The organism is Bosea sp. Tri-49 (assembly GCF_003952665.1).
GTDB lineage: Bacteria > Pseudomonadota > Alphaproteobacteria > Rhizobiales > Beijerinckiaceae > Allobosea.
The window spans coordinates 2,147,069-2,171,456 of sequence record NZ_CP017946.1; the positions used below are offsets into that span (position 1 = coordinate 2,147,069).

The 24,388-nt window shown below is 67.0% G+C and carries 20 protein-coding genes; 9 read left to right on the plus strand and 11 right to left on the minus strand.

The window, feature by feature from the left end; all coding sequences use genetic code 11:
- Positions 1 to 61: 61 nt before the first annotated feature.
- Entirely contained in the window at positions 62 to 424 is a 363-nt protein-coding gene (locus BLM15_RS10660; RefSeq protein WP_206438624.1) for a DUF4180 domain-containing protein, read from the plus strand.
- Positions 425 to 430: 6 nt separating this feature from the next.
- Here BLM15_RS10660 and ubiG read toward each other — a convergent pair whose 3' ends face one another.
- Positions 431 to 1,183 (minus strand): bifunctional 2-polyprenyl-6-hydroxyphenol methylase/3-demethylubiquinol 3-O-methyltransferase UbiG, encoded by a 753-nt coding sequence (ubiG, locus tag BLM15_RS10665; RefSeq protein ID WP_126116136.1) that lies wholly within the window; start codon positions 1,181 to 1,183, stop codon positions 431 to 433.
- A 151-nt stretch (positions 1,184 to 1,334) separates the two neighbouring features.
- Between ubiG and BLM15_RS10670 the strand changes: the two genes are divergently transcribed.
- Positions 1,335 to 2,573, plus strand: coding sequence for an aspartate kinase (locus BLM15_RS10670; RefSeq protein WP_126112725.1), 1,239 nt, complete (start codon positions 1,335 to 1,337; stop codon positions 2,571 to 2,573).
- A gap of 144 nt (positions 2,574 to 2,717) precedes the next feature.
- Positions 2,718 to 3,086 carry a hypothetical protein gene (locus BLM15_RS10675; RefSeq protein ID WP_236846632.1) on the plus strand — a complete coding sequence of 123 codons (369 nt, stop codon included), beginning with the start codon at positions 2,718 to 2,720 and terminating at the stop codon, positions 3,084 to 3,086.
- A gap of 79 nt (positions 3,087 to 3,165) precedes the next feature.
- Here BLM15_RS10675 and BLM15_RS10680 read toward each other — a convergent pair whose 3' ends face one another.
- Positions 3,166 to 4,752: a CYTH and CHAD domain-containing protein gene (locus BLM15_RS10680; RefSeq protein WP_236846725.1), complete on the minus strand. Its 1,587-nt coding sequence runs from the start codon at positions 4,750 to 4,752 to the stop codon at positions 3,166 to 3,168.
- A 117-nt stretch (positions 4,753 to 4,869) separates the two neighbouring features.
- Positions 4,870 to 5,664, minus strand: a complete 795-nt coding sequence (locus BLM15_RS10685; RefSeq protein WP_126112728.1) for a phytanoyl-CoA dioxygenase family protein — start codon at positions 5,662 to 5,664, stop codon at positions 4,870 to 4,872.
- Positions 5,665 to 5,958: 294 nt separating this feature from the next.
- On the opposite strand from BLM15_RS10685, the gene BLM15_RS10690 reads away from it, so the two are divergent.
- From BLM15_RS10690 to BLM15_RS10705, 4 genes are all read left to right on the plus strand, one after another.
- Positions 5,959 to 6,699, plus strand: a complete 741-nt coding sequence (locus tag BLM15_RS10690) for a metallophosphoesterase family protein (RefSeq protein ID WP_126112729.1) — start codon at positions 5,959 to 5,961, stop codon at positions 6,697 to 6,699.
- Between the two features lie 8 nt (positions 6,700 to 6,707).
- Positions 6,708 to 8,108: a bifunctional serine/threonine-protein kinase/universal stress protein gene (locus tag BLM15_RS10695; RefSeq protein WP_126112730.1), complete on the plus strand. Its 1,401-nt coding sequence runs from the start codon at positions 6,708 to 6,710 to the stop codon at positions 8,106 to 8,108.
- A gap of 47 nt (positions 8,109 to 8,155) precedes the next feature.
- Complete coding sequence (locus tag BLM15_RS10700) at positions 8,156 to 9,196, plus strand: phosphotransferase family protein (protein ID WP_126112731.1); 1,041 nt, start codon at positions 8,156 to 8,158, stop codon at positions 9,194 to 9,196.
- Positions 9,197 to 9,341: 145 nt separating this feature from the next.
- Positions 9,342 to 10,613 (plus strand): acyl-CoA dehydrogenase family protein, encoded by a 1,272-nt coding sequence (locus tag BLM15_RS10705; protein WP_126112732.1) that lies wholly within the window; start codon positions 9,342 to 9,344, stop codon positions 10,611 to 10,613.
- A 3-nt stretch (positions 10,614 to 10,616) separates the two neighbouring features.
- Here the strand turns inward: BLM15_RS10705 and BLM15_RS10710 are convergent, their stop codons facing one another.
- The 8 genes from BLM15_RS10710 to BLM15_RS10745 all read right to left on the minus strand — a co-directional run bounded on the left by BLM15_RS10710 (position 10,617) and on the right by BLM15_RS10745 (position 21,740).
- Positions 10,617 to 11,237, minus strand: a complete 621-nt coding sequence (locus BLM15_RS10710) for a permease (RefSeq protein ID WP_126112733.1) — start codon at positions 11,235 to 11,237, stop codon at positions 10,617 to 10,619.
- Between the two features lie 63 nt (positions 11,238 to 11,300).
- Positions 11,301 to 11,732, minus strand: a complete 432-nt coding sequence (locus BLM15_RS10715) for a MarR family winged helix-turn-helix transcriptional regulator (RefSeq protein ID WP_126112734.1) — start codon at positions 11,730 to 11,732, stop codon at positions 11,301 to 11,303.
- A gap of 67 nt (positions 11,733 to 11,799) precedes the next feature.
- Positions 11,800 to 12,615: a DUF3108 domain-containing protein gene (locus BLM15_RS10720; protein WP_126112735.1), complete on the minus strand. Its 816-nt coding sequence runs from the start codon at positions 12,613 to 12,615 to the stop codon at positions 11,800 to 11,802.
- Between the two features lie 751 nt (positions 12,616 to 13,366).
- A complete protein-coding gene (locus tag BLM15_RS10725) occupies positions 13,367 to 14,917 on the minus strand; it encodes a S1 family peptidase (RefSeq protein WP_126112736.1) in 1,551 nt (516 codons plus the stop codon).
- A 12-nt stretch (positions 14,918 to 14,929) separates the two neighbouring features.
- Positions 14,930 to 15,871, minus strand: coding sequence for a hypothetical protein (locus BLM15_RS10730; protein ID WP_126112737.1), 942 nt, complete (start codon positions 15,869 to 15,871; stop codon positions 14,930 to 14,932).
- Positions 15,872 to 16,367: 496 nt separating this feature from the next.
- Positions 16,368 to 19,550: an efflux RND transporter permease subunit gene (locus tag BLM15_RS10735; protein WP_126112738.1), complete on the minus strand. Its 3,183-nt coding sequence runs from the start codon at positions 19,548 to 19,550 to the stop codon at positions 16,368 to 16,370.
- A gap of 80 nt (positions 19,551 to 19,630) precedes the next feature.
- A complete protein-coding gene (locus tag BLM15_RS10740) occupies positions 19,631 to 20,848 on the minus strand; it encodes an efflux RND transporter periplasmic adaptor subunit (protein WP_126112739.1) in 1,218 nt (405 codons plus the stop codon).
- Between the two features lie 55 nt (positions 20,849 to 20,903).
- Positions 20,904 to 21,740, minus strand: a complete 837-nt coding sequence (locus BLM15_RS10745; protein ID WP_126112740.1) for an alpha/beta hydrolase fold domain-containing protein — start codon at positions 21,738 to 21,740, stop codon at positions 20,904 to 20,906.
- Positions 21,741 to 21,867: 127 nt separating this feature from the next.
- On the opposite strand from BLM15_RS10745, the gene BLM15_RS10750 reads away from it, so the two are divergent.
- Both BLM15_RS10750 and BLM15_RS10755 read left to right on the plus strand, forming a co-directional pair.
- Positions 21,868 to 22,815 carry a LysR family transcriptional regulator gene (locus BLM15_RS10750; protein WP_126112741.1) on the plus strand — a complete coding sequence of 316 codons (948 nt, stop codon included), beginning with the start codon at positions 21,868 to 21,870 and terminating at the stop codon, positions 22,813 to 22,815.
- An 89-nt stretch (positions 22,816 to 22,904) separates the two neighbouring features.
- Complete coding sequence (locus BLM15_RS10755) at positions 22,905 to 24,194, plus strand: amidase (protein ID WP_126112742.1); 1,290 nt, start codon at positions 22,905 to 22,907, stop codon at positions 24,192 to 24,194.
- The last annotated feature ends 194 nt before the right edge of the window (positions 24,195 to 24,388 follow it).

A 24,388-nucleotide genomic window follows, 5' to 3' on the forward strand; every position in this document is an offset into this window, starting at 1 on the left:
AAAAGGCTGCGCGTCGGCGTCGCCCTTGCCTGACCGCAAGCTAGCGCCGATACAGCCCGTGATGGACATGATTCGTGAACTTCACGGCACAAATGTGCTGATCTGCGCCGAAGACGGCCCACCGCTCGCGAGCGAACGCGACATCAACGATTTCCTCGGCGCCGCCTGGGCGGCTGATGCCACCATGGTGGCGATCCCGGTGGCGCGGCTCGATCCCGCCTTCTTCCAGCTCGCCACGCGGCTTGCCGGCGACGTTGCGCAGAAATTCGTCAATTACCGGATGCGCCTGGCGATCATCGGCAATATCTCGGCCCATTGCGCGGCCAGCAAGGCGCTGCGCGACTTCGTCTATGAGAGCAATCAGGGGCAGGCGCTCTGGTTCGTCGACGACCTCGCGGCCCTCGACGCCCGGCTCATGGCCTGAGGACGATCAGGCCGGGCGGCTCGCCGCCAGCATGTAGTTGACGTCGAGATCGCGCGAGCGCGACCAGCGATCGGCGAGCGGGTTGTAGGCGACGCCCTCGCGGGCAAAGACAGAAAGCCCACCGGTCTCGATCGCTGCCTCGAGCTCGTCCGGGGTGACGAACTTCTCCCAGTCATGGGTGCCGCGCGGCAACCAGCGCAGGATGTATTCGGCGCCGACGATGGCGAGCGCATAGGATTTCAGCGTGCGGTTGAGCGTCGCCATGACGAGCAAACCGCCGGGCTTCACCGCCGCGCAGCAGGAGGCGACGAAAGCGTCGACATCGGTGACATGCTCGACCACCTCCATGGCCAGAACGATGTCGAACCGTGCGCCCGAAGCCACGACCGCCTCGATCGTCTCCTCGCGATAATCGACAGCGACGCCGGCCTTCTGCGCATGGGCCCGGGCCACGGCGATATTGGTGGTTGCCGGGTCGAGCCCCGTCACCTGCGCCCCCAGACGCGCGAGCGGCTCGGAGAGCACGCCGCCGCCGCAGCCGATATCGACGATGCTCAGATCCTTCAGCGCCTGCAGCGATTTCGGATCGCGACCGAGCCGCTCGCAGACGAGGTCGCGGATGAAAGCGAGCCGCACCGGATTGAACTTGTGCAGAACCGCCATCGGCCCCTTTGGGTCCCACCAGCTCTTCGCCAGCGCGTCGAAGCGCGCGACCTCGGCGGGGTCGATGGTGGAACCTTCGCGTGCCGCTGCCGTCATCACCTTTGATATCCCGTTTATGCTCGTGCAGGCCGTGGCTGCATTGACACTTTCCGCGCTGCCCGTCATCTACACCCGCCCTTCGCTAGGCGCGAGGGCGCTATTTGTCCCGGCCCTCCGCCGGGTCCGTTGCTGAGAGCTCTTGGACGTCATGGCCCGTCTGGTGATGAAATTCGGCGGCACTTCGGTCGCCACTGTCGAGCGCATCAAGAACGCGGCCCGCCACGTCAAACGCGAATTCGACGCCGGCAACCAGGTCGCGGTCGTGGTCTCGGCGATGTCGGGCAAGACCAACGAGCTCGTCGCCTGGTGCAAGGAGGCCTCGTCGGTCTACGACCAGGCCGAGTACGACACCGTCGTAGCCTCCGGCGAGCAGGTCACCTCCGGGCTGATGGCGATCGTGCTGCAGGAAATGGGCCTCCCCGCCCGCTCCTGGCAGGGCTGGCAGGTCCCGCTCTACGGCTCTGACGCGCATGGTTCGGCCCGCATCGAGGGCGTCGACGGCGCCGGCATCCTCGCCGGCTTCGACCGCAATCGCGAGATCGCGGTCTGCTCCGGCTTCCAGGGCATCAACCCGCGCAGCCACCGCATCGTCACACTCGGCCGCGGCGGCTCGGACACCAGCGCGGTTGCACTCGCCGCCGGCCTCAAGGCCGATCGCTGCGACATCTACACCGATGTCGACGGCGTCTACACCACCGATCCGCGCATCGTCCCGAAGGCAAGGCGCATGGACAAGGTCTCGTTCGAAGAGATGCTGGAGATGGCCTCGCTCGGCTCGAAGGTGCTGCAGGTGCGCTCGGTCGAGATCGCCATGGTCCAGCGCGTGCCGACCTATGTCCGCTCCTCCTTCGACGACCCCGACAACCCCAATCCAGGCACCCTCATCTGCGACGAGGACGACATCGTGGAACAGCAGATCGTCACCGGCATCGCGTTTTCGCGCGACGAAGCCCAGATCACGCTCAGGCGCGTCGCCGACAAGCCGGGCGTCGCGGCGGCGATCTTCGGACCGCTGGCCGACGCCAACATCAATGTCGACATGATCATCCAGGTCGTCTCCGACGACCAGGCGACCACCGACATCACCTTCACCGTGCCGACCGCCGATTACGAGCGCGCCAAGGGCCTGCTCGAAGCCAAGCACGACAGCATCGCCTACCAGAGCCTGCAGGGCGCGACCGATGTGGTGAAGATCTCGGCGATCGGCGTCGGCATGCGCAGCCATGCCGGTGTCGCGGCGCGCGCCTTCCGGGCGCTGGCCGAGAAGGGCATCAACATCCGCGCCATCACCACCTCCGAGATCAAGTTCTCGGTGCTGATCGACGCCGCTTATACCGAGCTCGCGGTCCGTACCCTGCACTCGCTCTACGGCCTCGACGCGGCCTGAGACTGAGGCTGGCTTATGGCGGCGGCGCCCATCTCCTGCCGCCATATGGTCATGAAATGACCTGATCGCCTTCAGGCTCTGATCCCATTTTTGAGGTCAGATAGCTTCCTCATCCGCAACCGATGGAAGGAAGCTCCCATGCGTATGATCATGATCGCCGCCGCTAGCGCCGCCACTATTCTGGCCGGCGCCGCCAATGCCCAGGCCCCGTCGACAGAGCGTCCCGCAACCCAGCCGCCTGCTTCCTCGCAGGAGGCCCCGGCAACGGCGCCGACGATAACATCGGTCAAGGTCGTCGACCTCGACGAACTTCCCGAGGCCAGCAAGGCGCAGGTCAACCAGCTGGTAGCGACCCGCACCGCGGACGAGCTCGAGAAGCTGCGTCAGGCGATCGAGAAGGCGCCGGCCGTGAAGTCCGCCGTCGAGGCCAAGGGTTTCTCGTCGCGCGACGTCGTGCTGGCCCAAGTGAACAATGAGGGCGAGCTGACGATCGTGACCAGGAAAGCCAGCTGATCGAAGCTGGAGACCATCCGACCCGTGGTGCAGCCAGCCGAGATGCGGACTGCAGCACGGGGCTGATGCGGGCGACCATCTACGCCCAGAACGGCGTCGTTGCCTCGAACCTGCGCCAGCGCCGCTTGAGCTTACGGCCGGCCTCGATGGTCTGACGAGACTGCCAGCCATGCACGGCGCCGGCAGCGAAATGCAGCTCCGGCCCGGCCTTGCCGCCGCGCAGGTCCGCAAGCAGCTCATGCGTCGTCGCAGCGTCGTTGGCGAGGCCGAGCGCCTCCTGCAGCCGTGACAGCCGGCCGAGATATTTGCGCGCCGGCGCGCCGTCATGGAGCGGCAGGAAGAACTCGGCAGTATAGCGCAGCTTCTTGAGCGCCAGCCTCAGCTCATGGCGTGCCACGGGATGGAGACTTCCAAAGCCGCGGCCGCGTTTCAGCGCCTTGCGATGGGTTCGCGCCAGCACCCGACTCCCGAAATCGGCCGCTGGCTCGGCCAGCACCGCCATGGTTTCGCTGGCGAGACCGTTGCGCCAGCCGCGCCGTTCGATCAGGGCGCCGAAAGACAGAAGGAAGCGGCTGGTCTGCGGATTCGCCAAGCGCTTCAGCACGGCGGCATAACTTCCGGCCTGATGCGGCTCGGCCGCCGTCCGGAGCGCCGACAATCCCGAGTCGCCGAGCCCATCGGCCTCGATGTCCGGCACGGTCTGGGTGATGAATACATCCCAGTTGCGGGCCGGCCCCAGAACATGGCCGAAGCGCTGCGCCTCCCGCCCGATCGGCGCGAACGCGGGCGAAGCGACCTCGCGCTTCAGCACCGACAGCGCCGAGCGCAGGCGGCGTAGCGACACGCGCATCTGGTGGACACCTTCAGGCCCGGAGCCGGCAGCGACGGGCGCGAGATTGCCGAGAAGCTGCCTGTAGGTGTTGCCGAGGATTGCGGCGATCGCCGCATCGGCATTGTCATGCGCGCCGATCTCGATCGGCCTGGCCTTGACCGCCCGCGGCAGCCGCGAGAAGGCGAGCCCGTAGCCGCGCGCCGATTTGCTTTGCGTCTCGATCTGCAACGCTGCGATGTCGAGCAGGGCCAGCCCGAATTCGTAGAGCGCCGCCGCCTCGCCCTCCTTCAATTCCAGCTCGACCTCGGCGACTGGCAGGCTCTTCTCGCCGGCCTCGATCGTGCCGTCATCGAAGGCGATCTCGATCAGCGCGCCGGCATAGTCGAGCCGGCGGAGGCGCCGCCTGATGCGCGTCGCGAAGACCGGCGCGAGCTGCCCCGCCGACAGGCTAGCCAGCGGTTCCCCGATCTCGGCGAGCGGCAGCAAAGCGAGATCGAGCGCACCGTCGGGCAGCGCCACCTCCCATTCGTCGCGCACCAGCGGATCGCCTGAACCAGAGCGCTTCAGCGTCTGGACATGGCGCTTGCCGCTGCGACGCACGCGCAGCGACAGGCCGTTGCGGTCGAGCAGCCGGTCGGGCGTGTCGTAATAGACCGCGTCGAGCCGGCGGGTGACGCCCTGGTTGCGGGCATGGCGCGCGATCAGATCGGCGCCGCGCAACGTCTCCAGCGCCTCGGGCGAAGCGGCCAGCTTCAGCTCGATCTCGCGCGGCGGCTGCTTCTGCGGCGCGGGAGTTGCGGCCTGATCGGGCTGCGCGACCTCGTGATTCGGCACGGCGTCCAAGGCTTCTCTCCACTGGGCGGTGCGTGACGGAGCGATGACAGTAGCGTCGCCGGCAGCAGCTTGTCACCACACCGCCCGGTTGTGAACCCGGGCGGTGCAGCGCGGGCGTCAGAGTGCCTGCCGGATCGCGGCCTCGACCGGCGAATAGGCACTGTCTTCCCGAGCAAGGCTCAGCGGCTCGCGCGGCAGCAGCGGCGGCTGCGCCAGGAACCGCGGCCTCATGCCGCGATGCGGCTGCGCGGAATGCACCAGGAAGGGATGGCAGAGATAGACCGTGCCGGCCTCCCCGGTCGCCAGCACTTCCTCACGCCCGGCACTGCCGGCGAAGCCATCGGCCGCCAGCTCGCGCAGCGACAGCCCGGCTTCGCCCGCCGGCGCGAGTTGGCGGGCGATGTCCTGGTGCGAGCTCACCCTGATCCGGGTCGGCGCATCGTCCTCGCTGACATCGGAGAACAGGAAGAGCATCAGCAGCGCCCTGCCCTTTGAGGCGATGTTGACGCGCCAGCTCATGAAATCCGGATCGTCGAAGCCAAAGCTGACATCGACATGCCAGCCGGCATCGCCCGGATCCACCAGCGAAGGAAAACGCACCGGGAAGGTGCCCATGGCGCGGCAGGGCAGCCAGCGCCCGGCACCGACGAGCTGGTCGAAGGCGCCATGCAGGACTGGGGTGTTCGCGGCCGCGACGAAGGGCGCGTCGGTGTACATGCCGAGCCGGATCACCGGCCTCGTCCAGCTCGACGGATCGCTGGGATCGCAGCCGAGATCGCGCCAGAGAATGGCGCGGGCCTCGTCGGCGAGTGCGCGGGGAAAAGCTTTGTCGAGCCGAACGAAGCCGTGTTCGACGAAATGGGCGATCTGCGCGTAGTCGAGGACGCGCACGCCGAAATCAGGGTGAGCCATTGAGGTGAGTCTTTCGATATCGGCCAGCCGAAGCGCCCGCCGCGCGGGCAGGCTGGCAAGGGACCTTCGGACGCGTTGCGTCCGTTTGCAGAGCCGGGGGCGCGATACGCGCGTCAGGTCCGCAGGAAGGTCAGGCGAGATCGAAGACGGCGAACATCATCATGGTGCACGCAGTATCGCAGTCGCCTCCCTTGCGATCAACCCGCGAGCCAGCCCTGAGCCGAAAGGCGCGCTGGCCAAGCCGGCGGCGCGGCTGCCACGATGCAACCTCCCGGATTCGGGCCCGGACACTGAATGCGGATCGCTATCCTCTCCGACATCCATGCCAACCGCGAGGCATTCGAGGCGGTGCTGGCAGCCGCGCGCCGGCTCAAGCCGGATCGGCTGGTGCTGCTCGGCGATATCGTCGGCTATGGGCCCGAGCCCGGCTTCTGCGTCGACGCGGCGCGGCAGCTCGTCGCGGCCGGTGCGATCTCTATCCGCGGCAACCATGACGAAGCGGCCGTGCACGGCCCCTCCGGCATGACGCCGAACGCGCATGAGGCGGCGCTCTGGACCAAGGCGCAGCTCAGCGCCGAACAGAGCGCCTTCCTGGGTGACCTGCCGCTGATGGTCGAACTCGACGGCGTGCTCTTCGTCCATGCCAGCGCCCGCGATCCCGCCGCCTGGCACTATGTCCGCGACCTCCGCGGCGCCGAAGCCTGCCTCGCGGCGACGGAGGCGCGGACAGTGGTCTGCGGCCACACCCATCTTCCGACGATCTTCTACGCCAGGGCCGGACGCGAGCCGGTGGCCTTCATCCCCTTGCGCAATGTGCCGGCGCCGCTCTCGGCCGTGCACCGGCATGTCGTCGTGGTCGGCGCCGTCGGCCAGCCACGCGATGGCGATCCGGCCGCCTGCTTTGCCTTGCTCGATACGCGGGCGCGCGAGGTCACCATGGTGAGGGTGCCCTATGACACGCAGGAAACCGCGCGGAAGATCAAGGCGGCCGGCCTGCCCGACTGGCTCGGCCTGCGCCTGCAGATCGGCAGATAGGAGCTCAGATGGAACGGCTCGGGACCGGCTCGGTCATCGACGGCTTCATGCTCGGCGAGCGCTTGAAGGCCGGCGGCATGGCGACGCTCTGGCGGGCCATGCATTCGGATCATCCCGGCCCGCTGGTCGTGAAGATCCCGGTGCTCGATCCAGGCGCCGACGTCTCGGCCATCGTCGGCTACGAGACCGAGGTGCTGATCCACAAGCGCCTGTCGGGGCCGCATGTACCACGCTTTGTCGCGTCCGGCGATCTCGCACGCATTCCCTATATCGCCATGGGCTTCGTCGCCGGCGAGAGCTTGGCCGAGCGGATCAAGCAGGCGCCCCTGCCTTTCTCAGAGGTCCAGCTTATCGGCATCGCCATCGCGGTGGCGCTCGCCGCCCTGCACCGGCAACACGTCGCCCATCTCGACCTGAAGCCCGAGAACGTCATCCTGACGAAGAAGGGAGCGGTGCTGCTCGATTTCGGCCTCGCCCGCCATGCCGAACTGCCGGACCTGCTCGGCGAGGAGAGCTCCGAGCCGATGGGGACATCAGCCTATATCGCGCCGGAGCAGGTACTGGGTGAGCGCTCCGACCCGGCGAGCGACCTCTTCGCGCTCGGCTGCCTGCTCTATCAGATGGCATCGGGCGAGGAGCCGTTCGGCCGGCCCAGGACCGTGCCCGGCATGAAGCGGCGGCTCTATCACGCGCCCAAGCCCCTGCGCGCCATCAACGAGCAGGCACCGGCCTGGCTCGAGGAGATCGTCGCGCGCTGCCTCGAGGTCGATCGCGGCCGGCGCTATGCCGACGCGACCAAGCTCGCCTTCGACCTGCGCCATCCCGAGCAGGTCACCGTCTCGCGCAAGCGTCGCACTGAGGAAGAGCGCAGCCTCGGCAAGCGGCTGGTCGACCTGTTCCAGAAGCGCGACGAAGCCGAGGTCACCGGCGCGCCGACGGTGGCGCGGCGCAAGGCGGGCCCGTCGATCGTGTTGACCGCCGTCGATCTTTCCGAGGGACCGGACGCGCTCGCGGCGGCGATCCTGGCCGAGACCAGCCGGCTGCTGGCGACGCGGCCGGACTCCTCCCTCGCATGCCTGACGGTGCTCAAGACCGAGATCATCGGCGAGACCAGGACCGTCGATGCCGAGGGCCGCTCGCTCTATATCGGCCGGCTCGTGGCGCTGAAGGACTGGGCGCGCCCGCTGCATCTGCCGGAGGACCGGGTCAGCTACCATGTCATCGAGGCGGTCAGCGCCGCTGACGCGATCCTGCGCTATGCCGAGCACAACGACATCGACCACATCGTGCTCGGCGCCCGCTCCTCCTCGCCGGTGCGCCGCCATCTCGGCAGCGTCTCGACCAAGGTCGTCGCCGAGGCGCTGTGTTCGGTCTCGGTCGTCCGGGTGAAGGGCGGCAGCGAGGCGTGAGCGATGTCGCGTTGACCTCCCCGCCCTTGCCTCCGAATATGCCGAGCATGCCGGCTGCCTCTTCCGCCCCGCCCGAATTCGATCCCGCCCGGCTGGATGCGTTCCTGCGCTCCGCTCTGCCCGGGCGAGCCGACGGACCCATGGCGATCGAGCGGATCAGCGGCGGCCAGTCGAACCCGACCTTCTTCGTCTCCTATCCCGATGCCGGCACGCGGCTCGTCCTGCGCAAGAAGCCGCCGGGGCCGTTGTTGCCCTCGGCCCATGCGGTCGAGCGCGAATACCGCATCCTGAAGGCGCTCGCCGGCTCGGCCGTGCCGGTGCCGCCCGTCCTGCTGCTGCACGAGACGGACGACGTCGTCGGCACGCCGTTCTACCTGATGGAGCGGCTCGACGGCCGCGTCTTCCATGACACCGCTTTGCCTGGCGTTACGCCGGATGACCGGCGCGCGATGTATTTCGCCATGGCCGAGACGCTGGCGGCGCTGCACGGCTTCGACTGGGAGGGCGCCGGCCTCTCCGATTTCGGCAAGCCCGGCAATTACTATTCCCGCCAGCTTGCGCGCTGGGGCCGGCAATGGCGCGAGACCAGGACGCGCGAAATCCCGGCAATCGACCGGCTGATCGACTGGCTCGGCACCAATCTCGACGAGACGCCGGAGACCAGCATCGTCCATGGCGATTTCCGCCTCGGAAACCTGATGTTCGCGCCGGCTGAGACGAGGATCGTCGCGGTGCTCGATTGGGAGCTCTCGACACTCGGCCACCCGCTCTCCGACGTCGCCTTCTCCTGCCTGCCCTGGCATTCGACGCCGTCGATGTATGCCGGCATCGTCGGGCTCGATCGCGAGGCGCTCGGCATACCCACGCAGGACGAATATATCGACCGCTATTGCGCCGCCGCCGGGCGGGCGCAGGGGCCGGGGCGCTTCCATATCGCCTTCTCGCTGTTCCGCTTCGCCGTCATCCTCGACGGCATCGCGGCACGGGCCAAGACGGGCAATGCCGCCGCCGAGAACGCCGTCGCGGTCGGCGCGATGGCGGAGAGTTTTGCCGAGCGGGCGGAAGCGTTGGTCGAGGGCGCGGCGTGAGGGCTGAGACTTGCCGTCATTCTCGGGCGAAGCGAAGCGCAGACCCGAGAATCTCTGGACGAGAGGGCGCTGACCGGCGCTTCTTCCGGCCTGAGATGCTCGGGTCGAGCCCGAGCATGACGCCATAAGGCTTGAGGAGAGCACCATGGATTTCGCCTATTCGGCCAGGGTCGAGGAGCTGCGCGCCAGCTTACAGGCCTTCATGGACGCCCATATCCAGCCGGCCGACGCCGCCTGGAAGCACGAGGTCGAGGCCGGGCGCTATCCGACCGCGCTGATCGACGGCCTCAAGGCCAAGGCGAAGGCGGAAGGCCTGTGGAACCTGTTCCTGCCGGCGCTCAAGCCGGACGAGCCCGGCACGCGGCTGAGCAATCTCGAATATGCCCCGCTCGCCGAGATCATGGGCCGGATCTACTGGTCGTCGGAGGTGTTCAACTGCAACGCCCCCGACACCGGCAACATGGAAATCCTGCACATGTTCGCGACGCCTGAGCAGCGCGAACGCTGGCTGAACCCGATGCTCGCCGGCGAGATCCGCTCCTGCGTGGGGATCACCGAGCCGGGCGTCGCCTCCTCCGACCCGACCAATTTGCAGACCACGATCATCCGCGACGGCGACCATTACGTCATCAACGGCCGCAAATGGTGGACGACCGGGGCGCTGCACTCCAACGTGAAGTTCTGCATCGTGATGGGGCTGTCCGATCCGCGGCCCGAGGCCGATCCGCACAAGCGCCACAGCATGATCATCGTGCCGATGGATTCGCCCGGCCTCAGCGTGATGCGCAACCTGCCGCTGCTGAACCATTATTCGATCGAGGGCCACACCGAGACCGATTTCACCGAGGTCAGGGTGCCGGCGGAAAACCTGCTCGGCGAGGAAGGCGCAGGGTTCGCGCTGGCGCAGGCGCGGCTCGGGCCGGGGCGCATCCACCATTGCATGCGCTCGATCGGCCAATGCGAGGTCGCGCTCGAATTGATGGTCGAACGCGCGCTGGAGCGAAAGGCCTTCGGCCGCAACCTTTCCGACTACGCCAATGTCCAGGACTGGATCGCCGAAGGGCGCATGGAGATCGACCAGGCCCGCCTGCTCTGTCTGCGCGCCGCCTGGATGATGGACAAGCATGGCAACAAGGCCGCGCGCACCGAGGTCTCGGCGATCAAGGTCGCGGCGACGCGCCTCCAGACCAGGCTCGCCGACCGGGCGATGCAGGTCTTCGGCGCCGGCGGGCTCTCCAACGACACGCCGCTGGCCTTCATCTACTCCTGGGGCCGGGCCCTGCGCTTCATCGACGGGCCGGACGAGGTCCACTTGCGCACCATCGCCCGCGCCGAGATCAAGAAGCGCAAGGAGAGCAACCGCAGCACCTTCGCGGAACAGGGCGTGGTGCGGCCTTGGGTGAAGTCGGCGAACTGAGCGTTATCGCCGGCGCCCGGACAGCGTCGCACCCATGCCGGTTCCCCGCCGCAGCATGTCGAGCGCCACGAGATGGCTCACGCTCGATATGCCGACGCCATAGAGCGGGATCAGCGCCAGCGGCAGCAGGGCAACCGGGAGCATCAACGGGTCGTTGCGCAACGAGAAGTAAAGCCCGGCTCCGACGGCGACGATGAAATCGGCGAGGCCGAAGAGATGGAAGGCGAGATAGCGCCCCCGGCTCTCGGGCTGCGTCAGGACATGGATGGCGAAGAGGCCGGCGAGGAGATCGCCGACACCGGCCGGGATCCAGAAGCCGGCTGGCAAGGCACCCGCGAACCCGTACCAGAACAACAGCAGGGCTGCGCCGATACGCCAAATGTGGAACAGCACGATCGGGCGGTGGCCGACCTGATCGGCAAAGGCCTTCAGCTTGGGCGAGGCGGCATAGGCCAGCATCGGCAGGATGATCGTCACCGCGATGAAGGCGCCGATCAGCGGCGTCGGCAGCGGATGGATCAGCCTGGCCGCCGCTGCTATGGCGACCGCACTCCCCCAGATCGCCAGAATGACGAGGATGGCGCTGCCGATCCGCCGCGCCTCGTCCCTGCTCAATTCTGCCATGTGACCCTCCGCAGTTAGATGTAATTACACATATCTGGTCGCAGTCACCCCGACGGCTAGTCGTCACCCGAGCGCGCGCAACTGGCTGCGCAGCGCCGGCCAGTCGGCCCCGCCCAGCCGTCCGTTCGCCTCCTCCTGCGCGCGCTGCCAGAGCGGCACGGCTTTGGCCGCCATCTCCCGCCCCGCTCCGGTGAGGCGCAGGCCACGCACGCGGGCATCGGCCGGATCGGGAATCGTCTCGACCAGCTTCAACTTTTCCAGCGGCCGCAGATTGCGGTTCAGCGTGGTGCGTTCCATGCCGAGCACATCCGCCAAGGCGCCGAGCGGCACCGGTCCCGGCCGCAGCAGCGCCGCGAGGATCGAGAACTGGCCGGAGGTGAGGCCGAGCGGGCGCAAGGCCTCGTCATAGCGGCGCGCGATCAATCGCGCTGCCTTGCGCAGGTTCATGCAGAAGCAGCTTTCGCTGATCTCCGCAGCGGCCAATGTCGCGGTCATGGCCGGATGATATGTGTAACTACACATATGATCAAGCGAGCCGATCCAATTGACCGACCGCAAGCTCTCAATCGGCTGAGACGGGAGGTCCGGCGAGCTGGACCGCGACCGTGCCGAACCAGCGCGTCTCGACCTCGAAGCGCACCGGCACAGGAAACTCGCCGCCCTCGCGCAGCGCGATCAGGACCGAGCCCCTCAAGGGCCGCATCGCCGCCTCGCGATCATCGTCATGCCGGAAGCCGGCGATCGTCCGGACGGTGAAGCCGCAGCGCAGCCCGCGGCCGTTCAAGGTGCCTTGGTCGCTGACCTGCAGCTTCGCCGATGAGGTCATGACCGCGAGCGAGCGGCGGCGGCCATCATAGATCGCCGTCGAGCCGTCGCAGGCTTCGGTCTCCGCCACCTTCCTGAGCATCCCCGCGACGCCGGAGAGCGAGTCGACCGTGCCGCGGATCAGTTCGGGCGGGACGGCCTCGCGGTCCTCGTTCGACGGCTCCTGCCGCCGGATCGTCGGCACGCCGCGCTGATAGTGCAATTCGCTGGCATAGGCCCGGCCGCGCCATGAGCCGTTCGCAGCATAGAGCCGCGGCTCGGGACCGCTACGGCCCCAGCGGCCTTCCACCTTGCCGGATTGCTCCGCCGCCCCGACAAGCTGAGCCGCCCGGTAGGGGCGCGTGCGGATCTCAATGCGATAGCCGGCGCGATCCAGCATCGTCGTCACCTCGACCTCGCCGAGCGAAACCCCGCCCAGCACCGTGACGTCGTAGCGAAGGCGCATCTCGCGTGCCGAGGCGGCCGAGGGCGCGGCGCAGGCAAGCGCGCCGGCGATCAGGGCGCCTGCCGCGATGGCCCTTGGGCGGGCCTGTCTGGATGCGATGCCGGTCAAGGACCTGCCCTCCCGCCGCGCTCAGGCATGATCGTGGTCGCCGAAGAGGCTGCACAGCCCCGCAGCCCCTCGGCATCGCCGGTATCGAATTCGCGCCCGAGCATCCGCATCATCCCGCACAGGACCGGCTGGCCCCCTTCCCTCCGCGTGACCGCCCGGTGTTGCAGGGCCATGGCCGAGGCGATGTGCCGTTGTAGCGTGAACGACGAGAGCCCCGCCATGCACGAAGGCGCGACGCGTTGCAGATCGCCGACCGGGCGATGTAGGGCCTCAGTGCCAGCGGGCTCTCCAACGGCACGCCGCTGGCCTTCATTGAGTCTTGAGGCCGAGGCGCCGGCTCACCATCGCCTGCGCCGGGATCAAGAAGTGCAAGGAGAGCGGGCGGAGTGCGTTTGCGGAACAGGGGGTGGTGCGGCCTTGGGTGAAAAGGGCGGGTAGAGTTGGAGCGATTCCAGCGCATTATGGACGTCTGTGACGTCTGGTTTTGGGTTGTTCAATCTGACGATGGGCTGCCCGGCCTGACGATGGGCTGCCCGGCCAAGCCGGCCCTAATTGGGCATCCAATGTCGGATTTCCGGCCGCAATTAGGTGGCTGCGCGTCGACCTGCCTCCGGTTTCTTGGGTTAAACTCGCCGACGAGCGCCGGCAGCTGAGCGGGATCGAAGCGGACCTCGGTCCTGATGTAGAGCGGGTCAATGCAGCCGACGCCCTTGCGGCATAGTCCGGGGCATCACCCTGTAGTTGCAGTCCGTCAGTTTTGGCCCGCTATACAGATTGATTGGATCCAGATCCCTTGGTTCGCGGGCCAGCTATCTTCTCGACCGTTCAGCCGCTTCATAGCCTTGGCATCGCCTGCATGGTGCAGGGCAATGACGCGCCAATTCTGCGAATTGAACACCGGGCTACCGGAATTCCCATGCTCGGTCGGCGCGGTGTACTGAACCCGGCAAACCGAACTATCGACGGGCTTACCCGATGGCGGTCCTTCATGATCGATGAGCGTGTTGTGCTGCAGCGAGAAGGACAGCTCTCCTCCGTTCGGATAGCCGATAACGTAGACCCGCTGCGTTCCGTCAGGTAGCGGCAAGTTTTTGGCAAACGACAACGGTTTCAGTTTCGGTGCCTCGCCATTGAAACGCAGCAATGTGGCATCCAGATTTTCCTTCGGCCACGACCGAAGAATCTCCGTGAAGCCATGGCCTCTATCCTTGTCCGCCGCCTCAAAAACGATCTCAGCGTTGTCGGGAGATTCGGCTCGGTCACTCGGATTGTTGCTGACAACATGCGCGTTCGTCAGCACGCACGGCTCATCACCAAGGGAAGGCACAATATCGCCGCCCCTGACGATGAAGCCGGTTCCAAAGCGCCGCGCTGCAGTCCGCATGACACCGACCGACTGCGCGCACTCCATGCCCAACTTCACCCACTGGTACGACAGTGGGCCGTCGCGGCCGAGAATGGCCTCGAGCTGGTCATTGGACGGCGCGGGCTGTTCCGCGAGAGCGCGAACATCGTCGACCGGGAGGCGGGCAACGTCGAAGTCCCGGATGAGTATGGCTGCGCCCAATGACTGGATGATACCGGCGCCCTGCTCACTCTTCTCGCCGAGCCTCCATAGGTGGCGCAATTGCCGCGTGACGGCGCCAAGTGTTTCCGCGGAGGTATTCGGGTCTTGCGCGATCTTGCCGAGCTCGATCTGAGCACCGTTGATATCGTCCAGAGCGACAAAAGCCTCCGCGCGGGAGGCGTGAAACTGGGGGTCGCGCGCAGCCTGAGGTGTCTTGTTCAGATCTGCGAGGACCGAAGTTGCCAGTTTCACCCTGTCGATATCGTCCGGAACGGGGATGTCGAGTTGTCGTGCCAATGTGGCGAGGCCAATCAGGTTGATGCCCGAGCGGATTCGCGCTTCCGGATTGGACTGATATTGCTCGCGATAGCTCGCCATCGCGTTTTTGATGGCGTCCTTGGCGCCACTGGCTCCGAGATCTGAGGAATAGTACGCGAGCTCCTTCCAGGCGCGAGCCTGCAGCGCGCCGGTGATCTTTCCATCGGGGTCATGCTGCTGCGCCAGGCCGACGATAGTGGCGGCGCCTCCGCTCAACCCACCATCAAGAAGCTTCTGGACTTGGAATCTGGTCGGGATGAGTTCCCCGATTTTCTTGTCCTTGATGAAGTCGAACACGGCGCCGAGAACTTCCGGCTTCCCCAGCTCGGCAAGGTGCTCCACCGCGGAGACCATCTCGGGGGCGTTGAACGTCTGAATCTGGTTCGCCAACGGTGGCTGGGTCTTAAACTCTGTCATCGGCCGGGCTCCTCACAGCTGCAGCAGCCGGCCAAGGCCACCTCGCAGCGCGGGTGCTCGCAGATACTTGACAATGGCATGTCGCCATACGCCTGAATTCGTAACCTCGACATCGTCGACACGCGCCTTGCCGCCGAACTGATAGTCGTTGCTGAAGAACGGGTCGAAGCCGGCGACCGGATCGAGCCTGTCGAAGACGTTGATCCAGTCCCCCTTCACCTTCTTGGACGGATAGCCGTCGGCCCGTGTCCATTCCGGCCGCAGCTTGTCCTGGATTTCGTCGAGGCCGAGCGGGCTGCCAATCGTCATCAGGCCGTCGACCTCTTTCGTCTTGAGCACCCGCTTCAGGCAGTCATAGGCGATGACGGTACCCATGCTGTGGCTCACGACAATATGGGGACCGCTTTTGCCGCCGCCTTCGGCAATAGCCTTCAGAAATCTCTGCCGGATTTCATCCTGGACCTTGTACTTCACTCCCGGGCGCGGAGAGAACTCGACGTTGAACAGATAGTGGTGCACGTCGCGCAGGAAGGTTTCCATGAAGGCCTTCTTGAGCGGCCATGGAAGCGGAATTCGCTCATATGGCAGTCCCTCGAGTTGCCGGTTGGTCGGCATCGCCTCAACGGCTTCGGCCGCGGCCAATGTGCCACCCAGTTTCATCGCGAGCCCGCTGATGAAGGCCGCTTCGTCGACAGTCGCCGGCACCGGCGGCCTCGTATGCGCGTCAGCGTCGACCTCCTTGGGGGTGTTCGCCTCGAGACTCTCATAGGCGGAAACGTTGGTATCAGGCTCGGCGTAGAGAACATCCGCCCAGTAAATCATGGACGACGTGATCCCCTCGGAACCGAGATTAATGCCGTCGAGTCCGGCCGCGAGACTGCGAAGCCAGATCTCGAGGAGTTTGTCTGCGGCCGGTTTGTTGCCGATCCCATGAATGAACGTGACGTGCGCCATGTTCTTCGTTCTCCCCCAAGGCTGCGCCCCGAGCAGGAAAGCGCATCGCTTTGATCATGCTGCCGCAAGGGAAAGAAGAATGAAATGAAAATTGCGGGATCGGGAAAGAAAGGTTCCCTCACGGATCGGAGGTTCCAGTGGCGCTGACGCTCAAACGCAGCGGCGTCTTCGGGAAGAAAAGAGAAAGGACCGGCCAAGGGCAACGTCCGGCAACCTCTGGCGAGGCCACTCCATGCATCTCACGAACGTCGATCCGCGCGCGCTCAAGTACGCCAGCGCAAGAGCCGGGAACATTCTCTTCCAGGCAGAGTGCTGATGTCGGCTCGTGGCGCTTCACGCCAACTTGGCGATGCCGGAAATGTTATGCTCGAATAGCATCATCATTGCAGCCAACCCAAGACAACTGAGCCCCGCGATGCATTGGGGCATGACAGGGCCATGCCTTAAGGCAAACGCCGGCGGGGTCGCGGCCACCCGCAACCCCGCCGGCCACACACTACGCCGCCTCAGCCATCTCCCCCTTCCCCTCCACCCCATGCTGCCTGAGCGGCCGGTTCCCCGACAACTTCCGCATCAGCACGTAGAACACCGGGGTCAGGAAGATGCCGAAGGCGGTGACGCCGATCATGCCGGCGAAGACCGCGATGCCCATGGCCTGGCGCATCTCGGCGCCTGCCCCGGTCGAGAGCACGAGGGGCACCACGCCCATGACGAAGGCGAGCGAGGTCATCAGGATCGGCCGCAGGCGCAGGCGGCTGGCCTCGATCGCGGCCTCGACCGGCGTCCTGCCCTCGAATTCGAGCTCGCGCGCGAATTCGACGATCAGGATGGCGTTCTTGGCCGATAGTCCGACCAGGACGACGAGGCCGATCTGGGTGAAGACGTTGTTGTCGCCGCCGCTCCACCAGACGCCGGCCATCGCCGCCATCAGGCCCATCGGGATGATCAGGAGGATCGCCACCGGCAGGGTCAGGCTCTCATACTGCGCCGCCAGCACCAGGAAGACGAGCAGGATCGCGACCGGGAAGACGAGGAGCGCGGAGTTGCCGGCCAGGATCTCCTGATAGGTCAGCTCGGTCCATTCGAAGGCGAAGCCCTTGGGCAGGGTCTCGGCCGCGATGCGCTCGACCGCGTCCTGCGCCTGGCCCGAGGAAAAGCCCGGGGCCGGGCCGGCATTGATGTCGGCGCTGAGGAAGCCGTTATAGCGCATCGCCCGCTCGGGGCCGGAATCGGTGCGCACGTTGAGCACGGCCGAGAGCGGCACCATCTCGCCCGAATTCGAGCGGACCTTGAGCTTGCCGATGTCCTCCTGATAGGCGCGGTAGGGCGCATCAGCCTGGACGCGCACGGTGTAGGTGCGGCCGAACTTGTTGAAGTCGTTCACATAGGACGAGCCGAGATAGATCTGCAGCGTCTCGAAGACATCGGTGACGGGAACGCCAAGCTGGCGCGCCTTGGTGCGGTCGATATCGGCATAGAGCTGCGGCACGTTGACCTGGAAGCTCGAGAACATGCCGGCGAGCTCCGGCGCCACGGCCGCCTTGGCCATGAAGGCCTTGGTCGCCTCGTCGAGCGCCTTGTAGCCGAGGCCGGCGCGGTCCTCGATCTGCAGCTTGAAGCCGCCGATGGTGCCGAGGCCCTGGACGGGCGGCGGCGGGAACATCGCGATGAACGCCTCCTTGACGCCGGCGAACTCCTTGTTGAGCTGCATGGCGATGGCGTTGCCCGAGAGCTCGGGCGTCTTGCGCTGGTCGAAAGGCTTCAGGCCGACGAAGACGATGCCGGCGTTCGACGAGTTGGTGAAGCCGTTGATCGACAGGCCCGGGAAGGAGATCGCGTTCTCGACGCCGGGATGCTTCAGCGCGATCGCGTCCATCTTGCGGATGACGTCCTCGGTGCGGTCGAGCGTCGCCGCGTCGGGGAGCTGGGCGAAGCCGACGAGGTACTGCTTGTCCTGGCCCGGCACGAAGCCTGACGGCACCTTCTGGAAGAGCACGACGGTCAGGCCGACGAGGCCGGCATAGACCACGAGCATCACGGTCTTGCGGCCGAGAATGCGGGTGACGCCGCCGCCATAGGCCTCCGAGGAGCGGTTGAAGAAGCGGTTGAAGCCGCGGAAGAACCAGCCGAACAGGAAGTCCATGCCGCGGGTCAGCGCATCCTTGGGGGCGTCATGGCCGCGCAGCAGCAATGCGGCGAGCGCCGGCGACAGGGTCAGCGAGTTGATCGCCGAGATCACCGTCGAGATCGCGATGGTGAGCGCAAACTGGCGGTAGAACTGGCCGGTCAGGCCGCTGATGAAGGCGAGCGGCACGAAGACCGCGACGAGGACGAGCGCGATCGCGATGATCGGGCCGGAGACCTCGCGCATCGCCTTGTAGGTGGCTTCGCGCGGCGACAGCCCGTTCTCGATGTTGCGCTCGACATTCTCGACCACGACGATGGCGTCGTCGACGACGATGCCGATCGCCAGCACGAGGCCGAACAGCGAGAGCGCGTTGATCGAGAAGCCGAGCAGGTACATCACCGCGAAGGTGCCGACGACCGAGATCGGCACGGCGACGAGCGGGATGATCGAGGCGCGCCAGGTCTGCAGGAAGACGATGACGACGAGCACGACCAGCGCGATCGCCTCGAGCAGCGTGGTGATCACCGCCTTGATCGAGGCGCGGACGAACTGGGTGGTATCGTAGACGATCGAGTAGTCGACGCCCTCAGGCATGTTCTGCTTGATCTCGCGCATCGTCTCCTGGACCCGGTCGGCGATGGCGATGGCGTTCGAGTTCGGCGCCTGGAAGATCGGCACCGCGACCGCCGACTTGCCGTTGAGCAGCGAACGCAGCGCGTAGTCGGCGGCGCCGAGCTCGATACGGGAGACGTCCTTCAGCCGGACGACCGCGCCGCTCGCGGCGGTCTTGACGATGATCTCGCCGAACTCCTCCTCGCTGGCGAGGCGGCCCTGCGCATTGACCGAGAGCTGCAGGTCGAGCCCCGGCCCGCTCGGCGAGGCGCCGATCACGCCCGCCGCGGCCTGGACGTTCTGGGCGCGGATCTCGCGGACGATGTCGGAGGGCGAGAGGCCGTGCTCGGCGACCTTCTGCGGGTCGAGCCAGACGCGCATCGAATAGTCGCCCGAGCCGAAGAGCTGGACCTGGCCGACGCCGTCGATGCGCGCCAGCCGGTCCTTGACGTTGAGCACGGCGTAGTTGCGCAGATAGGTCATGTCGTAGCGGCCGTTCGGCGAGGTGATGTGCACCACCATCGTCAGGTCCGGCGAGCTCTTGATGGTGGTGACGCCAAGGCGGCGCACCTCCTCGGGCAGGCGCGGTTCCGCCTGCGAGACGCGGTTCTGGACCAGCTGCTGGGCCTTGTCTGGGTCGGTGCCGAGCTTGAAGGTGACGTTCAGCGTCATCACGCCGTCGGTCGTCGCCTGGCTCGACATGTAGAGCATGCCCTCGACGCCGTTGATCTGCTCCTCGATCGGCGTCGCGACGGTCTCGGCGATGACGCGCGGATTGGCGCCGGGATATTGCGCGCGCACCACCACGGTCGGCGGCACGACCTCGGGATATTCCGAGATCGGCAGAGCCCGCAGCGCCAGCAGGCCGGCGAGGAAGATCAGGACGGAGAGGACGCCGGCGAAAATCGGCCGGTCGATGAAGAACTTCGAGAGGTTCATTTGGGTGCCCCTTCAAGGCGGCGGCCCCGCCGGCCCCGAAGCGGCCGGCGGAGCGATAGAACTGGGAAAGGCTCGCGCGCTCAGCGCTGCGCGAGCTCGGTCGTGGACTTCTTCAATTCGGAGCGCTCGGCCATCGGCACCTGCTCGGGGGCGACGGTGGCGCCCGGGCGGATGCGCTGCAGGCCGTTGACGACGATCTGCTCACCGGCTTCCAGCCCACTGGTGACAATGCGCAGGCCCTCGGCAGCCGTGCCGAGCGTGACCTCGCGCCAGACCGCCTTGTGGTCCTTGCCGACGACGAAGACGAACTTCTTGTTCTGGTCGGTGCCGACGGCGCGCTCGTTGATGACCAGCGCCGGCTCGGACTTCGCCTGGCCCATGCGCAGGCGCACGAACTGGCCCGGCATCAGCGCGCCGTCAGGGTTGTCGAAGATCGCCCGGACGCGGACCGTGCCGGTCGCGGCGTCGATGCCGTTGTCGACGAAGTTGAGATGGCCGGAGACCGGGGCCGCCTCGTTCGCCGCGGTGGTCATCTGCACCGGGATGCGCTTGAGGTCGCGCGGCTTGCCAGGCTCCACCGGCAGGGTCGCCAGCGCCTTGAGCAACGAGCCTTCGTCAGCGTTGAAGCCGGCATAGACCGGATCGACCGAGACCAGCGTCGTCAGCAGCGGCGCATTGGCTCCGGCGGCGACCAGGTTGCCGACCGTGACCTCGAGCCGCCCGATACGGCCGCCGATTGGGGCACGAATCTGGGTGTAGTCCAGGTTCAGCCTCGCCGACTGCAGGGCGGCGCGGATCGCACGCTCGTTTGCCTGCGCCTCGCGCAGGGCATTCAGCCTGGTGTCGAGGTCGCGCTGCGAGACGTTCTGCGTCGACATCAGCTTCTGGCCGCGCTCATGCTCGCCCGCGGCGAGCGCAACGCGCGCCTCGGCGGCGAGCAACTGCGCCTGGGCCCGCTCGAACTCGGCCTGATAGGGCGCCTGGTCGATGCTGACGAGCAGGTCTCCCTGCTTGACCAACGCGCCCTGCGAGAAGTGCACCTGCTCGACCACGCCGGAGACCCGCGAGCGGATCTCGACGCGCTCGATCGCCTCGAGCCGGCCGGAGAATTCGGCCCAGGCGACCAGCGCGCGCTGCTCGACCAGCGCGACGGATACCGGAGTGGCCGGCGGTGCGGCGGGGGCAGTGTCGCCCTGCGCCTTGTCGGAGCCGTTGACGGCGACGGCGAGGGCCGCGAGCGAGACACCGGCGGCGAGAGTGACGCCCAACAGGACGTGACGGATCGTTCCCTGAATCATGGGTTCATTCCTTGCTCAAAAGAGAAAAATCGAAAGGCGGGGCGGCAGCAGCGCGCTAGGGCGGCGCGGTCGCGGTGAAGAACTCGCTGATGTGATGACAGGCCGCACAGAGGCAGGAGCCGTCGCACGGGCCTTCGGCGAAGGCGTCCGGCCAGCGGCTCGGTGCACCGACGACGCGGATGGTGGTGTCGACGCCGGCCGCCTTGAGCCGGCCGGCATAATTGATGCTCTCGTCGCGCAGCAGGTCGTCCTCGGCTGTGACGATCAGGGCTGGGGCAAGGCCGGAGAGCCGCGCGGCATTGACCGGCGTGGCGTAAGGGTGTGCGGCCTTCTCCGGAGAGCCCAGATAGGCGTGCCAGCCATCGGCCCAGCGGCAGCCGACCGGCCCCGCCGCGGCGTTGCGGAAAGAGTAGGTGCCGAGGCAGGAATCAAGCATCGGCGAGAACAGGATCTGGCCGGCGAGCGCCGGTCCGTGCCGGTCACGCGCCATCATGGCCAGCGCCGCTGCGAGATTGCCACCGGCCTCCTCGCCCGCCACATAGAGCGGCGCGTGCTTGCCGACCCAGCGGGCCTTGTCGCGGGCGATCTTCTCAAGCGCCGCATAGGACGCCTCGAGCGCCTGCGGAAACGGATTGGCCGGGGCGAGCGGATAAGGCAGCGAGATCACGATCGCGCCCGCCTCGGCCAGGGTGGTCGCGACAGCTTCGCCAGAAGCAAGAGTGCCGCTGTCGAAGGTGCCTCCGTGCAGATGGACGACGAGGCCAGCCTCGTCCGGCACAGCCGCCGGCGCATAGAGCCGGCCGGCGAGCTTCTCGCGCCCGGCCTGCACGCTCTGCTCGCGCCAGAAGACGGCGCGGCGATAGCGGCTTTCGGGGATGGAGGGAGCGAGCATGACGGGGGCGACTGACGAATGTTGCGGTGCATCATGATTTAGGTGATGCTGTTCCCTTAATAAACCGCCGATCTGCTCCTACATTATTTCCATACGGAAACAATCGCCGGATCACCCGAGGATTGCGATGGACCAGCTCACTGCCATGCGCGCCTTCGTGCGCGTCGTCGAAGTCGGCACCTTCACCCGTGCGGCGCAGCTGCTCGACCTGCCCAAGCCGACCGTGACCAAGCTGATCCAGCAGCTCGAAGGGCATTTGCGGGCGCAGTTGCTCAACCGCACGACGCGGCGCGTCACCGTGACCATGGACGGCGCGGCCTATTACGAGCGGGCTCTGCGCGTCCTCGGCGAGATCGACGAGCTCGACCAGAGCATGACCTCGTCGCAGGCCCGGCCGAGCGGGCGCCTCAGGATCGATGTCAGCGTGCCGCTCGCGACCGACATCATCCTGCCGGCGCTGCCGCAATTCCTGGCGCGCTATCCCGAGATCCAGGTCGACATGGGCCTGTCCGACCGGCCGGCCGACCTGGTCGGCGAGAATCTCGACCTTGCCGTGCGGGCGGGTGCGATCGACGATCAGAGCCTGATCGCCCGCCGCATCGGCCAGATGATGCTGATCACCTGCGCTACGCCGGACTATCTGGCCAGGCACGGGACGCCGCGGCATCCACGCGATCTGGAGAATGGCCACCTCGCCGTCGGCTATCGCCGGGCCGGCACCAGCCGCATCCTGCCCTTCACCTTCGCCGGCACCAGCGAGACCATCGAGATCCACGGCAATTATGTCATCTCGCTGAACGAGGGCACCGGCTATCTCGCCGCCGGGCTCGCGGGGATGGGCGTCATGCAGGTGCCGACCTTCATGGCCATGGCGCACATCGCCTCCGGGCGGCTCGTGCCGGTGTTGACCGACTGGTGCACTGCCCCGAAGCCGCTGCACATCATCTACCCGCCGAACCGGCACCTCTCGAACAAGGTGCGGGTCTTCGTCGACTGGCTGGCGGAGATCTTTGCCGCGAACGACCTGCTCCAGCGCAAGCCGGACCTGCCCATCGCTCACGACGTTGCGGCATGAGCCGGGCGCGGGGTTTCTTCGGCTCCGGAATGCGCTAACCAGATCGGCCGGCTTTCGCCGTGTGCCCGTCCACCAGCCAGGTCCGCCCGATGTCCCGCAGCGTCCGTGACAAGCTCGAAGCCAATCTCGCCCGCATCGGTGACGGCACCCCGGTGTTCACCAAGCTCTTGCTCGACACGGCGCGCGCCGAGGCCGACGCCGCCGATCGCCGGCGTGAGGCCGGCCTCGAGCTCAGCCCGATCGACGGCACCATCGTCTCGGTCAAGGACCTGCTCGACGTGAAGGGCGTCACGACCTGGGCCGGCTCCAGCGCGCTGAAAGGCGCGGCTCCGGCAGCACAGGACGCGCCTTCGGTGGCGCGGCTGCGCCGGGCCGGCGCGGTGATCATCGGCAAGACCAACATGACCGAGTTCGCCTTCTCCGGCATCGGCCTCAACGCCACCTTCGGCACGCCGGGCAGCGCGCCCGACAAGGCGCGAATCCCCGGCGGTTCCTCTTCCGGCGCGGCGGTCTCCGTTGCGGAAGACTCGTCGGAGCTGACGGTCGGCACCGATACCGGCGGCTCCTGCCGCATCCCCGCCGCCTTCAACGGCATCACCGGGATGAAGCCGACGCACAAGACGGTTCCCGATGAGGGCTGCTTCCCGCTGGCGCCGAGCCTCGATTCGATCGGCCCGCTGGCGAAGGACGTCGCCGGCTGCGCGCGCCTGCTGTCGGTGCTGGCCGACCGGCCCTTCGCGCTCGAAGACGGCATCTCCGCCGGCCGCATCCGGCTCGGCGTGGCGCGCGGCGGCTTCCTGGCCGAGGCCGAGCCTTCCGTCGCAAGGGTTTATGAGGCGGCGATCGAGCGCGTGACGCGGCTCGGCATCGCGGTCGAGCCGGTCGATTTCGACGCGCTCTACAAGGAGATGCTGGCGATCGCACCCGTGCCGCTCGTCACCGTCGAGGCGTCCGCGGTGCACCGCGACCTGATGGCCAGCAAGGGCGACGCCTATGACCGGCGCGTCGCGGCGCGCATCGCCATCGGCGTGCCCTGCAAGGCAGCCGACTACATCATCGCGATGGAGAGGCGCCGGGCACTGATCGCCAGGCTCGCCGCCCTGCTCGACGGGCTCGACGGTTTCCTCGCGCCGACCGTGCCGATCGAGGCGCCGACGATCGCCGCGATGGAGGCCGATGACGAGGCCTTCCACACGGCCAACCGCCTGATCCTACGCAACCCCGCCTTCGGCAACCTGTTTGACCTGTGCTCGATCTCGCTGCCGATGCCGCTCGGCGACAAGCTGTCGGGCGGGCTGATGCTGAGCGCCGTCGCCGGGCGCGACCGGCAGTTGCTCAACCTCGCCAAGCTGATCGAGCCGGCCGCAGCGGGGCATTGAACCCGCAGAGCTTGACAAGCCCCGCCACAATGGGCCCTTCACGGACCATGATCGCGCGCTGCCTTCACGGATCGCTCCCCGCCGCCCTTGCGGCCGCGGGCGGCTGCGCGCGCCTGACCGGCCGAGGTTGACGGCAGCGCGTCGCGCGCCTCCCTCTTCGCCCCAAAACTCATTCCTGATCGAAGGGCCGCCCT

Coding starts and splice junctions, on each gene's coding strand:
- BLM15_RS10750 (WP_126112741.1), top strand. CDS start 21,868: ATGGACCAGCTCACTGCCATGCGCGCCTTCGTGCGCGTCGTCGAAGTC.
- BLM15_RS10725 (WP_126112736.1), bottom strand. CDS start 14,917: ATGACAGAGTTTAAGACCCAGCCACCGTTGGCGAACCAGATTCAGACG.
- BLM15_RS10745 (WP_126112740.1), bottom strand. CDS start 21,740: ATGCTCGCTCCCTCCATCCCCGAAAGCCGCTATCGCCGCGCCGTCTTC.
- BLM15_RS10735 (WP_126112738.1), bottom strand. CDS start 19,550: ATGAACCTCTCGAAGTTCTTCATCGACCGGCCGATTTTCGCCGGCGTC.
- BLM15_RS10660 (WP_206438624.1), top strand. CDS start 62: ATGGACATGATTCGTGAACTTCACGGCACAAATGTGCTGATCTGCGCC.
- BLM15_RS10700 (WP_126112731.1), top strand. CDS start 8,156: ATGCCGGCTGCCTCTTCCGCCCCGCCCGAATTCGATCCCGCCCGGCTG.
- BLM15_RS10685 (WP_126112728.1), bottom strand. CDS start 5,664: ATGGCTCACCCTGATTTCGGCGTGCGCGTCCTCGACTACGCGCAGATC.
- BLM15_RS10755 (WP_126112742.1), top strand. CDS start 22,905: ATGTCCCGCAGCGTCCGTGACAAGCTCGAAGCCAATCTCGCCCGCATC.
- ubiG (WP_126116136.1), bottom strand. CDS start 1,183: ATGACGGCAGCGGCACGCGAAGGTTCCACCATCGACCCCGCCGAGGTC.
- BLM15_RS10675 (WP_236846632.1), top strand. CDS start 2,718: ATGATCATGATCGCCGCCGCTAGCGCCGCCACTATTCTGGCCGGCGCC.
- BLM15_RS10710 (WP_126112733.1), bottom strand. CDS start 11,237: ATGGCAGAATTGAGCAGGGACGAGGCGCGGCGGATCGGCAGCGCCATC.
- BLM15_RS10690 (WP_126112729.1), top strand. CDS start 5,959: ATGCGGATCGCTATCCTCTCCGACATCCATGCCAACCGCGAGGCATTC.
- BLM15_RS10705 (WP_126112732.1), top strand. CDS start 9,342: ATGGATTTCGCCTATTCGGCCAGGGTCGAGGAGCTGCGCGCCAGCTTA.
- BLM15_RS10730 (WP_126112737.1), bottom strand. CDS start 15,871: ATGGCGCACGTCACGTTCATTCATGGGATCGGCAACAAACCGGCCGCA.
- BLM15_RS10695 (WP_126112730.1), top strand. CDS start 6,708: ATGGAACGGCTCGGGACCGGCTCGGTCATCGACGGCTTCATGCTCGGC.
- BLM15_RS10715 (WP_126112734.1), bottom strand. CDS start 11,732: ATGACCGCGACATTGGCCGCTGCGGAGATCAGCGAAAGCTGCTTCTGC.
- BLM15_RS10740 (WP_126112739.1), bottom strand. CDS start 20,848: ATGATTCAGGGAACGATCCGTCACGTCCTGTTGGGCGTCACTCTCGCC.
- BLM15_RS10670 (WP_126112725.1), top strand. CDS start 1,335: ATGGCCCGTCTGGTGATGAAATTCGGCGGCACTTCGGTCGCCACTGTC.